Origin of the sequence: Gordonia phthalatica (assembly GCF_001305675.1) — a bacterium.
GTDB classification, from domain to species: Bacteria; Actinomycetota; Actinomycetes; order Mycobacteriales; family Mycobacteriaceae; genus Gordonia; species Gordonia phthalatica.
On record NZ_CP011853.1, the window covers coordinates 3,198,773 to 3,210,785 of the forward strand.

At 66.9% G+C, this 12,013-nt stretch carries 10 protein-coding genes and 1 tRNA gene; 6 read left to right on the top strand and 5 right to left on the bottom strand.

Going from position 1 to position 12,013, the window contains the following annotated elements:
- The first annotated feature begins 146 nt into the window (after nt 1-146).
- Nucleotides 147-503, top strand: a complete 357-nt coding sequence (locus ACH46_RS14980) for a nuclear transport factor 2 family protein (protein WP_157851068.1) — start codon at nt 147-149, stop codon at nt 501-503.
- A gap of 103 nt (nt 504-606) precedes the next feature.
- Here ACH46_RS14980 and ACH46_RS14985 read toward each other — a convergent pair.
- Both ACH46_RS14985 and ACH46_RS14990 read right to left on the bottom strand, forming a co-directional pair.
- Nucleotides 607-680 (bottom strand) — tRNA-Met (locus ACH46_RS14985).
- A gap of 135 nt (nt 681-815) precedes the next feature.
- Nucleotides 816-2,063 carry an MCE family protein gene (locus tag ACH46_RS14990; RefSeq protein WP_062393630.1) on the bottom strand — a complete coding sequence of 416 codons (1,248 nt, stop codon included), beginning with the start codon at nt 2,061-2,063 and terminating at the stop codon, nt 816-818.
- 221 nt (nt 2,064-2,284) lie between these two features.
- Here ACH46_RS14990 and ACH46_RS14995 point away from each other — a divergent pair, with 221 nt between their 5' ends.
- Nucleotides 2,285-2,575 (top strand): hypothetical protein, encoded by a 291-nt coding sequence (locus tag ACH46_RS14995; RefSeq protein WP_062393631.1) that lies wholly within the window; start codon nt 2,285-2,287, stop codon nt 2,573-2,575.
- Between the two features lie 72 nt (nt 2,576-2,647).
- Here ACH46_RS14995 and ACH46_RS15000 read toward each other — a convergent pair whose 3' ends face one another.
- Nucleotides 2,648-5,656 carry a UPF0182 family protein gene (locus tag ACH46_RS15000; RefSeq protein WP_120298735.1) on the bottom strand — a complete coding sequence of 1,003 codons (3,009 nt, stop codon included), beginning with the start codon at nt 5,654-5,656 and terminating at the stop codon, nt 2,648-2,650.
- Nucleotides 5,657-5,784: 128 nt separating this feature from the next.
- Between ACH46_RS15000 and ACH46_RS15005 the strand changes: the two genes are divergently transcribed.
- A complete protein-coding gene (locus ACH46_RS15005) occupies nt 5,785-6,351 on the top strand; it encodes a PPA1309 family protein (protein WP_062395497.1) in 567 nt (188 codons plus the stop codon).
- Nucleotides 6,352-6,385: 34 nt separating this feature from the next.
- Here ACH46_RS15005 and ACH46_RS15010 read toward each other — a convergent pair whose 3' ends face one another.
- Nucleotides 6,386-7,426: a YlbL family protein gene (locus ACH46_RS15010; RefSeq protein ID WP_226995639.1), complete on the bottom strand. Its 1,041-nt coding sequence runs from the start codon at nt 7,424-7,426 to the stop codon at nt 6,386-6,388.
- A 71-nt stretch (nt 7,427-7,497) separates the two neighbouring features.
- Between ACH46_RS15010 and ACH46_RS15015 the strand changes: the two genes are divergently transcribed.
- The 3 genes from ACH46_RS15015 (at nt 7,498) to ACH46_RS15025 (ending at nt 11,233) form a co-directional block, all read left to right on the top strand.
- Nucleotides 7,498-8,937 carry a zinc-dependent metalloprotease gene (locus ACH46_RS15015; protein WP_062393632.1) on the top strand — a complete coding sequence of 480 codons (1,440 nt, stop codon included), beginning with the start codon at nt 7,498-7,500 and terminating at the stop codon, nt 8,935-8,937.
- 68 nt (nt 8,938-9,005) lie between these two features.
- Nucleotides 9,006-9,920: a hypothetical protein gene (locus tag ACH46_RS15020; protein ID WP_062393633.1), complete on the top strand. Its 915-nt coding sequence runs from the start codon at nt 9,006-9,008 to the stop codon at nt 9,918-9,920.
- Complete coding sequence (locus ACH46_RS15025) at nt 9,917-11,233, top strand: ABC1 kinase family protein (RefSeq protein WP_062393634.1); 1,317 nt, start codon at nt 9,917-9,919, stop codon at nt 11,231-11,233. Before ACH46_RS15020 ends, ACH46_RS15025 begins: the two co-directional genes overlap by 4 nt.
- A gap of 220 nt (nt 11,234-11,453) precedes the next feature.
- On the opposite strand, the gene ACH46_RS15030 is transcribed toward ACH46_RS15025, so the two are convergent.
- On the bottom strand, nt 11,454-11,723 hold the full coding sequence (locus ACH46_RS15030) for a WhiB family transcriptional regulator (protein ID WP_062393635.1): 270 nt from the start codon (nt 11,721-11,723) through the stop codon (nt 11,454-11,456).
- Nucleotides 11,724-12,013 lie beyond the last annotated feature (290 nt).

The window sequence follows — 12,013 nt, forward strand, 5'->3', positions numbered from 1 at the left end:
CGTGAACTCCGTTCCGAAAGCTGCTCAGCCCCGAGGTCCGCGGCGTCGAGAGCGACCTCCGTCGATTCGATGGCGCGGAGGTAACAGTATTCACGGACATCTCCGAACCGGTTCCCCTCCGCCGACGGATGGCCCACCATGGAGACATGACTGGGCAGGACACTGATTTGGCGGCAGTGATCGACCTCGAGCGGGAACTCCTGACTTCGAGCACTCGGTCCAACGGCGACCGTCTACGCGAGTTGCTGCATGAGGACTTCGTCGAGATCAACTGCGGCGGCGTGGTGCGCAATCGCGCGCAGTCCATCGAGGCACTGCTGCGGGAGGACTCCTCGGAGCGCCTCATCATGCACGACGCGGTGGCCGCGCGCGTCGGCGACGGCCTGATCGCGTTGCGGTGGCGTTCCGAGCGCGCGGGCCAAGGTGCGGTCCGGACGTCGCTCTGGCGACGCGACGAGGTCGGGTGGCAGCTCCTTCGGCACCAGGGCACACCGATCAAGTAGCTTACGACTCCTGAACTCGACCGCGGAGCAACGGCGGAGGCGATGACGCGGCCACCCGGGAAAGCAGAAAGACCCGGACCGAAGTCCGGGTCTTTCCTCTTTGTAGCGGGGGCAGGATTCGAACCTACGACCTCTGGGTTATGAGCCCAGCGAGCTACCGAGCTGCTCCACCCCGCGTTGCACCGATAACGTTACACAGCGGTGAACCCGCGTGCAAATCGATTCGCCTGCACCGTGATCGAGGACACGATGAGTGGCGCGGAGTGACTGTCCGCGTTGCTGATTCGGCCTCTGACAGCACAGCCCACCCAGCTATCGCGGCCGCACGCCCATCAATGTCGCCAGCTGAGCGGCGAGAGGGTTCAGGTTCAGTCTGTCGGCGTCCTTCTTGGGCGTGCCGTCCCACGGCTGGGCGACGGTGGGATTGCCGAGCGGGGCACGAGCGGCACCGCGGACGTCGGTCGGGTTGCCGACCGGCACGTCGCAGCGAGCCTTCGTGTTGAACGGGAATTCGTCGTTATTGATGTCGAAGTCCGGGTTCTTGCGCTTGATGGCGGCGATCATCGCCTGCGTCGACTCGTAGCCGCGGGTGCAGCTGGGCGGGTTCCCGGTCTCGAGGACGACGCCGAAGCGGATGGTGCCGTCGGACGAGGTGTTGGTGTGGCTGCTGGCCGACAGCATGGACAGCAGAGCGAAGGTCATGCCGGTCGCGTATGCGGCGGGCTCTGCGACGTGGACAGTCTTCCCCAGCTGCCCGATGAGCGTCGTCGCGTCGGCCCCGTTGTCGTTCAGGAACGCGGACAGGGCGGAGGCGGCGCGGGGGCCGTCGGTCAGGATGCGGCGGATCGACGGGTCCGAGGCAGCGAGCTGCGCGGCCACCGCGTCGAGGCTCCGCGACCAGTCGAGGATCGCGTCGGACTGCTCCGCCTGGGTGTCGAGCACGACGTGTGCGTCGGTGATCAGGCCGATCGTGTCGTCGAGGCTGCGCAAACCCTTGTCCGACAGCTCATCGAGCGAGTCGACGAGACCGGCGAGGTCGTCGCCCTTGCCGTTGAACGCCCGCCCCAGCTCGCCGACCACGGTCCGCAGTGAGTCGACGGGCACCGTTCTCGTCAGGTCGATGGTCGCGGCGACGACGTCCTGGATGGCGGGAGGCAGTTCGACCGCCGAGATCTCCGAACCGTCACGCAGGAAGGGGCCGTCGCCGGACTTCGGCCGGAGGTCGACGAACTGCTCGCCGATCGCCGATCGGTTGGCGATCACCGCGACCGCCGAGTCCGGGATCGCGGCGCGACCGTCCTCCATGGTGAGTTCGACGTCGACGCCGCCCGGCACCAGTCGCATGTCGCTGACTCGGCCGGCCGCCACACCGCGGTAGGTCACCTGCGCGCCGGTGAAGATGCCTCCGGTGTCTCGCATGTGCACGACGACGCGGTAGCCGGAGACGCCGAGCGCCTGATCCATCCGCGCATAGCGGACACCCGCATACATCGCCGACAGCAGGCCGAGGACGACCACGACGACCAGTTGGATCTTCACCATTCGACTGAGCGGTGGCATGAGGCGACTCCCTGCGATGTGATTCGCGAGTCCCCGACGGCCCGCTTACCGCAGAGTAAGTTCCGGCGGGTTCAATTCCCATACCCCAGACCCCAAAAGTGACAAACGGATTAGTCAGATTGACCCTGTGAGATCTGTCACGTTGGGGGTACGGTGGAGTTGCACCGAAAGGTGGCCCTACCAGGCAGGTCGCCCACGATCAGGAGTTCTGAGGAGGAGTCATGGCGAATCACACGGTCAGGCGAGAGAGTCACGGCAACCATTGGATGGGCTTCATCGCGTTCATCCTGTTGCTGGCCGGCGGCGCGTTCTCCGGGCTCTGGCTCATCACCCTCGCCGACCTCCCCGACAACAAGCCGATGAACATCACCTACGGAGTCCTCGCCCTCGGCGGCATCATCGCGGCGTCGATGATCTTCGGAGTTCTCATCAAGGAGCTCCGTCACTCTCCGGTGATGCCCGACAACACGCAGGCGGAGATCAACCGGTACCTCGCGAAGGTGCGCCCGTAGCACCGCCCCGCCCCCCGGGGACGACGAGACCGGCCGAGCAGATCAGCTCGGCCGGTCTCGTCGTCTGTGGGCTCAGCCGCCCGTCGACTCGTACTTCTTCACTGCCTTGTCGAGCTGGTCCAGTGCTTCGCCGTAGGCCTTGAAGTCGCCGCTGGACTGCGCCTTGCGGACGTTCTCCAGGGCCGCGCCGATCTCCTTGACCGCAGCGTCGCGAGCGGCGTTGTCACCGGTCGACGGCTTCTCCGGCTTCTCCACCGGCGGCTTCGGCTGCTCCGGCGTGCCCGGCGTGGACGGAGTGCCACCGTCCTTCTCCGGTGCCGTCGCGGCGGTCGGCGAGATGCCGACCTGGGCGAGCGCCTCGGCGACGGTCGGCGCGTAACCGACGTTGGCCGCATCCGCACCCGACGCCGCGTTGTAGTACGTCAGCACGCGGTACAGCTTCGGAATGGACGAGTTGCCCGCCTTGGCCTCGGTGTACATCGGCTGCACGTAGAGCAGCCCGTTTCCGCCGACGTTCAATGCCAGCAGGTTGCCGTAGGTGACCTTGGTGGTGTCCTCCACCAGCTTGCGGTCACTCGCGACCGTGCCGTTGGAGGTCATGTTCTCCCACGCCTGCTGCGGACCCATGGCCTGCCTGGCGGTCGGCAGCACCTTGACGCTGATCTTGCCGTAGCCGTCCGGATCCGAACCCACCGTCATGTACGCCGCCAGGTTCGGCCGGTTCAGCGCGGTGACGACACTGGTCAGCTGATACTGAGAGCCGGAGTCGAACGGCCGCGCCGCGGTGAAGTAGTACGGCGGCTGCTGCAGCCGGTTCTCGTCGGTGGTCGGATCGTTCGGCACCGTCCAGAAGTTGTTCGACCGGTAGAAGGTCGCCGCGTCCGAGACATGGTACTTCGTCAGCAGCGCGCGCTGCAGCTTGAACAGGTCCTCCGGGTAGCGGACGTGGGCCAGCAGATCGGGCTTCTTGTCGAGCTCCGACCGCGGCTCCACTGTTCCGGGGAACACCTTCATCCACGTCTTGAGGACCGGGTCGCTGGTGTCGAACTGGTACAGGGTGACCTCACCGGTGTACGCGTCGACGGTCGCCTTCACCGAGTTGCGCGCGTAGGAGACCTCCTTGTCCTCCTGCGTCCGACCGGTCTGACCCGCCGTCGTCTCCCGGGAGTCCGCGGTCGCGTCGGCCAGCGACATGCGCTGCGCGTACGGGTAATTCTTCAGCGTGGTGTAGCCGTCGACGATCCACTTGATGGAACCGTCGGCCATCACGGCCGGGTAGGTCTTCGAGTCGACCGTCAGCCACGGAGCGACCTTCTTGACGCGGTCCCGCGGATCGCGGTTGTAGAGCAGCCGCGAGTTGTCGTTGATCTGGTCCGACAGCAGGAAGTTCCGCTCGCCGTACTTCAGCGCGTACAGCAGGCGGGTACCCATGTTGCTGAGCGGAACACCGCTCTTGGCGGTGTAGGTGTAGGTCTTGTCGTCGCCGTCGTACTCGCGGTCCGAGCCGTCGAGCGAGCCGACGATCGAGTAGTCGGGATCCACCTTCGCGATCAGCTCACCGAAGTAGATCCGCGGCTGCTTGACCTGAATCGGCGAGGACTTGTAGCCGTCGGTGCCGATCGTCGTGGAGTCCGACACCAGGAATACCGGCTGACCGCCCTTGTCGGAGCGCGAGTCGTTGCCGCTGGCCTCGTCGACCTTGTTGGCCTGCGCGGCGATGAAGCCGTTGCCGTGCGTGTACACGGTGTGCTTGTTGATCCAGTTGTTCTGGTTGTCGTCGTACTTCGACGGGTCCAGCTCACGGGCCGCCACCACGAAGTCGCGCTGACGCTGCACCGTCTGATCGCTGCCGTCGACCTTCTCGGTCACCGTGTACCGGTCCAGCGCCAGCTGGTTCGGGAATCCGTAGAAGTTCTTCAGCTGCTGCCGCTGCTCGAAGGCCTTCGACAGCACCATCGGATCCAGGATCCGGATGTTGGAGAGGGTGGCCTCGTCGGAGTTCACCTTGTTCGGGTCGGCGGGCTTGCTGGCCCAGTTCTGCTCGTACGTGACGTCGACGCCGTTGCGGATCCGGTAGGCGTCGGTGGTCGCCGCGATGTTCCGCTGGATGTACTCGGCCTCCTTGGTCACGGCGCTCGGCTTCACCGAGAACTGCTCCATGGCGGCCGGCCACACGACGCCGATCGTCAGCGCCGACACCAGCATCAGAACCGCGGCGAGAGCCGGGATCCGCAGATCGCGCAGCACGATCGCGGCGAAGAACGCAAGTGCGCACACGATCGCGATCGCCATCAGGATCAGCTTGGACGGCAGGACGAAGTTGATGTCCGTGTAGCTGGCGCCGGTGAAGATGTCGCCGCGACGGCCGTTGCTGAGGAGGTCGTAGCGGTCGAACCAGTAGCCGACGGCCTTGGCGATCATGAACAGGCCGGCGATCACGGCCAGCTGGATGCGGGCTGCACGGGTGAGTCCCCCGCGGCGTCCGCCGCCGCCCAGCCGCAGGCCGCCGAACACGTAGTGGGTGATCAGGTTGCCGATGAAGGCGATCACCAGGGAGATGAACAGGATGTCGAGAACCATGCGCAGGAACGGCAGCGTGAACGCGTAGAAGCCGATGTCGAGGCCGAACTGCGGATCGGTGGTGCCGAACGATTCACGGTGCAGGAACATTTGGACCGTGGACCAGGAGCCCTGCGCGATGAGCCCGGCCATGATGCCGATGAACGCCGACGGCACCAGCATCGAGACCTTCGGCCGCACGCCGATCGCGGTGCGGTACCGCGACAGCGGATCGTTGGGGCTGGCCAGCATCACGAAGTCCGGCCGCACCCGGTACGCGGCGAACAACGCCCCGAAGACGATGGCGCCCACGATGAGTGCGACCACCGCGAAGATCACCAGTCGAGTGGTGATCATCGTCGACATGACGCTCGTGTAGTCGACGTCGGAGAACCACATCCAGTCGGTCGTCAGCGCCACGACCTGCGGTCCCACCAGCACCAGAATCAAGATTCCGACACCGATTCCGAGGAGGATCTTGGCCCGACGCGACAAGGTCGGCCTGCCGGTCGATCCGGTCATACTCACCACTTGAAAAGCTCCTGATTCATCTCGCACTCACACGATGCGACGGCAATGAGGACCACCTTACCGATTCGTCCGTGTCGACTCCCTGCGCCGTCGCAGCGAACGGCCTGCACAATGGGGCCGTGACGTCATCGCCTGATTCCGCGCCCGCCGCATTCTCGCAAGCCGATCTCGGCAACGCCCTCGCCCAGTGTCTCGCCTACACCGGCGACCTGCCGTGGGGCGCCCGCCCGACACTGTTCGCGCTGGTCCCCACCACTGTCCTGGCCGCGCAGGCTCCCGGCCTCATCGATCCCGACGACGACTCCGCGCTGAGTCCCGTGGTCCAGGAGACCGACTCCGACGACCTCGAAGAACTGCTGACGACCGTCACCTGGCCGTCGTCCGTGGTGGGATGTGCCCTGGTCAGCGAGATCACACTCCTGCCGCCCGATGCGGAGGCCGATCTCGATGCGGCGCTGGAACCGTTGCTCGCCGATCCGGTCGCCGCGGACGAGGCCGCACGTCAGGCGGCGCAGGCCCATCCCGGTCGGCAGACCGCACGACTGGCCGCGGGCGTGCTCCGAAACGGCAAGCGGGTGGCGCTGCTGGCGCTCCGCGACGGCGACGCGCAGTCCGGCGAACTGCAGACGCACCCGAACCTGGCACCGAACCTGCTCGACGCTCTGGCGCAGACCCTGCACGGCTGACCGCAGGAGACCCTGACCGCGGGAAACCTCTGCGTCAGCAGTGCGGGAGCGGCTTGCCCTCGCCGAGCTTCGTGAGTGCGTCCATCGCGCCGGTCAGCGTCTCCACCTTCACCAGCTCGATGCCGTCGGGCGCGCCGTCGACGGCGGCCGCGCAGTTGCCCGCGGGGACCAGGAAGACCGTGGCGCCCGCTGCGCTCGCCGCGTCGATCTTGTGCGGGATCCCGCCGATCTCGCCGACCTTGCCGTTCGGGTCGATGGTTCCGGTGCCTGCGATGAACTTGCCATGCGACAGGTTCCCGGGCGTCATCTCGTCGATCACCGACAGCGTCAGCATCAGCCCGGCCGACGGCCCGCCGATCTGCCCGACGTTGAACGTGATGTTCGTGTTCGGATCCGCGGCCAGCAGCGTCGGCGTGATGCCGAGGAGGGCCCGCCCGGCGTCGTCCTTGCGGGCGGCGAGCGTCACCTGCTGCGTCAGTCGCTGGTCGCCGCGCTGCACCACGATCTCGATCTGATCGCCCGGCTTGTGCTTCTTGAGGACGTCGAGCAGTGCCTGCGGCGTAGTGACCGACACCCCGGCGACGCTGACGATCCGGTCGTTCACCTTCAACTTGCCGGTCGCCGGACCGCCCTTGGCCACGTCTCCGACACCGAGGGCGATCGGCTTGTGGAGGTAGTTGAGCGCGGCGAGGGTCGCATTGAGCTCCGAGCCGGACATCTGGGCGTCGTTCTGCTGCTGCACCTGCTCCACGGTCTGGTCCGGCGGGAAGTACAGTTCGCGCGGCTGCATCTCATTGCTGCCCGACACCCACAGTCCGAGCGCCTGGAACAGGGTGAGTCCGTCGCGCAGCGAAACGGTCGTCAGATTCAGGTTGCCCTTGGGGTTCGGATCGACGGCGTTCGACACCGACACCACCGGTTTCCCATCGACCTCGCCAAGAGTGTTCACCGTGGGACCCGGTCCGAGTGCGACGTACGGCACCCGGAGAGTCATCCCCGCGATGATGAAGGCGATGAGCAGGACCACCCCCACGACGAGCGTGGCGATGCGGCGATGGGCGGGCTTGATGGTCACCCGGCCCAGGGTAATGCAGCGGCCTGCACAGAGCCCGCACGCGCACGCCCGCGACCGGTACCGTTGACGGTATGAATGATCTGCCCTTCGGATTCTCGTCGTCGGACGACCGGGACAAAGACGACCAGAACAGCGGCAAGAACAGCGGCGCAGGCAACAGCGGCGGCAACGACCCGGCGAACCCCTTCGGCTTCGCGCTGGGCGACGGCGGCGCCGTGGACCCCTCCCAGCTCGGTCAGCTGTTCAGCCAGCTCGGCAACATGTTCAGCGGCATGGGCTCCGGGATGGCGAGCGGCGGTTCCGGTCCGGTGAACTACGACGTCGCCGCCAACCTGGCCCGGCAGCAGATCGGCGACTTCACGCCCATGCTCGACAAGGAGCATCAGGCCGTCGCCGACGCGGTCCGCCTCGCCGAGGTGTGGCTGGACGAACAGACGACGCTGCCCGCGGGGATCAGCACCACCGCCGCGTGGACTCCGGTGGACTGGTTGGAGAACACCATGCCCACCTGGCGCACGCTGTGCGATCCGATCGCCGAGCAGATGGCGAAGACCGTCGACATGGGGTTGCCCGAAGAGGCCAAGGCATTCGCCGGTCCGATGATGGCGATGATCGGCCAGCTCAGCGGCACCATGTACGGCACGCAGCTGGGGCAGGGACTCGGCCAGCTGGCCGGCGGCGTCCTGACCTCGACCGACATCGGCCTCCCCCTCGCCGGAGACCGGGTGGGCGTGCTGCTGCCCGAGGCGATCGCGAAGTTCGCGGAGGGCCTCGACCTGCCCGCCCAGGAGATCGTCGTGTTCCTCGCCGCTCGCGAGGCCGCGCACGTCCGACTGTTCACGCATGTGCCGTGGCTCAAGCAGCGCCTGCTCGCGACCGTCGAGGAGTATGCGCGCGGCATCCGCGTCGACCTCGGCGGACTGCAGAACCTGGCGACCGAGATCGACCCGCAGGAACTGTTCACCAATCCCGGCAAGCTCGAGGAGCTGATGGGATCGGCTGCGTCGTTCGAGCCCCAGACCACCCCCGAGCAGCAGGCGGCGCTGAGTCGACTGGAGACCCTCCTCGCCCTGATCGAGGGTTGGGTGGAACAGGTGGTGTCGAATGCTCTCGGCGGCCGCATCCCGAGCACGGCGGCCCTCACCGAGACGATGCGACGTCGCCGTGCGTCCGGAGGTCCGGCCGAGCAGACCTTCGCGACGCTGATCGGCATGGACCTGCGTCCCCGCAAACTCCGCGAGGCCGCCGCACTGTGGCGCGCACTCGTCGAAGCGTCCGACATCACCGTCCGCGACGGTGTGTGGGGTCACCCGGACCTGCTGCCCGACGCCGATGATCTCGACAATCCCGCGCGCTTCGTCGACCGCGTGATCGGCGGCGACACCTCCGGCATCGACGACGCGATCGCCGAACTGGAGCGTCAGTTCGCCGAAAAGGGCGGGACCACCGAGAACCCGAAGTCCGACGACAACCGCGGTGACGACGAAGACAAAGGCTCCGACCAGGCCTGATCGGCGTCGTTCGCAGAACTGTGGATAACTGATTCGCGGTAAATGCCGGACTCTGCAACGGTGACGGCATGGCCGCTCGGGATGCTCTTCCGGTACTCACCGCCGGCACGCCGGTGCTCGCGAGAACCGATCGTCGGATTCACGTGGGCTCCGACCCGCGCACCGCACTCGTCATCGACGTACCGCCTGCGGTGACCATCGCGACGGTCGTCGCGGTGCTGCAGCGACTGCGGACTCCGCAGCGCTTCCTGCACCTGCGGCGGGCGGTGCGCTCCTCCGGGCTCACGGTGACCGGGTTCTGGGCGATCGTCGACCAGTTGGTGTCCGCGGGTAAGGCGGTCCCACCGTCGGCCGTTCGGCAGCTCCCCCTCCGGGTCGGCGTCGTCGGACACGGGGAGCTGGCGGGCCTGCTGCTCACCGAGCTGCCGCACGACGGTTACGCTGCCGTCCCGTACGACCCGGCCATCCTGTTCCGATCCGGCGAGAAGCGCCCGAATCTGGTGGTGATCGCAGACCAGCCGGTACCCGACCCCACCCTGTGGGAGCCGCTCGTCGCAGGCGCCGTCCCGCACCTGAGCACCTACCTGAACGACGACGTCGGGGTGGTGGGACCGCTGGTCCTCCCCGGGCTGTCGAGCTGTCTGCGATGCGTGGACCTGTATCGCGCCGACCTGGACGAGCACTGGCCGATGCTGGCGGCGACCCTGCACGGGGTGGCCGGCGCCGCCGCACCGGCGACCGGTCGGGCGACGGCGGCGATCGCGGCGGCTCAGATCGCCGAGATCGCGGTGCGTCTGCGGAACCGAACCGCGGATCCCCCGTCGATCACCGGACGGATCCTGGAGTTCCGGTCGTCGCCGAGCACTGTGACGTCGCTTCCGGCGCCGGTGCACCCCCGCTGCGACTGTCAGCTGAACGACAGCGTGAGGCACGGATCGCGGACGTCAACTATTCTCGATCACGCGGCGAAAGGACTGAATTGAGCGAGATCACACGCGGTCAGGGACGGCGAAACGTCAAACTGGCATCTCTCCCGCTCGGCATGGCCGGGCGCGCAGCAGCAGGCCTCGGTCGACGCATCGCGGGCGCCAGCAAGGAAGAGGTCAGCGCCGACCTCATGAACAAGACCGCCGAGCAGCTCTTCGCCGTCCTCGGCGAACTCAAGGGCGGCGCGATGAAGGTCGGCCAGGCCCTCTCGATCATGGAGGCCGCGATCCCCGACGAGTTCGGTGAACCGTTCCGCGAAGCCCTCACCAAACTGCAGGCCGAAGCGCCGCCGCTCTCCGCCTCCGCCGTCCACAACGTCCTCGACCACCAGCTCGGCACCCGCTGGCGCGAGCGGTTCCGCGAGTTCAGCGACGAGCCGGCCGCCTCCGCCAGCATCGGACAGGTTCACAAGGCCGTCTGGTCGGATGGTCGCGAGGTCGCGGTCAAAGTGCAGTACCCGGGCGCCGACCACGCGTTGAAAGCCGACCTGAAGACCCTCAGCCGCATGTCCGGGCTCATTCAGAAGCTCTCCCCCGGCACCGACGTCAAGGGGATGGTCGACGAGTTGATCGACCGCACCGAGGACGAGCTCGACTACCTCGCCGAGGCCGACAACCAGCGTGCATTCGCCCGCGCCTTCGACGGCGACCCCGACTTCCTGGTCCCCAAGGTCGTCGCGAGCTCCCCCAAGGTGATGGTCTCCGAGTGGATCGACGGCATCCGCCTGTCGAAGCTCATCACCGACGGCACGCAGGAACAGCGCAACGACGCCGCCGCCAAGATGACGACCTTCGAGATCAGTTCGCCCGCTCGCGTCGGACTGCTGCACGGCGATCCGCATCCCGGCAACTTCTACGTGCTCGACGACGGCCGGTTCGGCATCCTGGACTTCGGCGCCGTGGGTCACTATCCGGACGGTCTGCCGCCCAAGACCGGGCAGATCCTGGCACTGGCTCGGGACAAGAAGTACGACGAGCTGCGCGAGATGATGGTGGACGCCAACTTCATCCAGGCCTCCCACGCGAACCGCGTGACGCCGGACGATCTGGCCAAGTACCTGCAGCCCTATGTGGATCCGCTGTACAGCGACACGTTCCACTTCACCCGCAAGTGGCTGCAGCACGCCGCGGGCAAGGCCACCGATTTCAACGGCGACGTGTACAAGACGTCGCGGAACCTGAACGTCCCGCGCGAGTACGTGATGGTGTTCCGCGTGCTGATCGGCTGCGTGGGCATCGCCGCCCAGCTCGACGCCGAGGCACCCTACCGCGCCATCCTGCGCGAATGGATGCCCGGCATCGACGGCTGAGCACGCCCGGCCCGCGGCGGTTTCGACACGGCCCGCTTGATGATTGATTCCCGGTGATCAGAAGGGGCTGAAGTCGGTGGTTCGCCGGAAGGGGGCCTTCCCGCACCACGTGTCGGCGAGTCGCACCACTTGTGTTTCTCGCACTCGGTCGCGACTGAGTGCGGGAAACACAAGTGGTGCTCCTGGTCGACAGATGGTGCGGCCATGTCGCTCCGCTCCATCAACCCGCGAGTCCCTCGCGCTTCCGCGGGCGGCCGCGCGGCCGCTTGCGGGCGATGATGACGCCGCGGTCGAGGATCTCCCCGCCCCAGACACCCCAGGGCTCCTCGCGTTCGAGCGCGGCGTCCAGGCAGGCGGTCTGCAGCGGGCACTCGCGGCAGAGGCTCTTGGCCTCTTCCAGCTGGCTCGGCTGATCGGCGAACCACAGGTCCGCGTCGTTGTCGGTGCTCTGACAGGGCAGTTCTATTCGGGGAATGGTCAAGGTAGACAAAGTAAGTCGGCTTTCTCGTCGCAGATGCTTTTCGGGTGAACCCGAACCGCCTGCCGGAAAGCAGAAGGCCACGGGTTCGCTATCGCGATTCGCCGTGGCCTGGAATGTTCCGCTGGGGTCTCTACGGATGAGACCTTGTGAGGGACGTCGTACTGCCGTCCTTGCGGGCCACGGGGAATCGCCGGCGCGCTCGCGCCAGATGTGCTGCGGGTGCAGCGATATGTACGGCCTGCCACTTCATTGGTCGACTCCCTTCCTTCTCGTTTGGCTCGCTGTAACACGTACCGGTC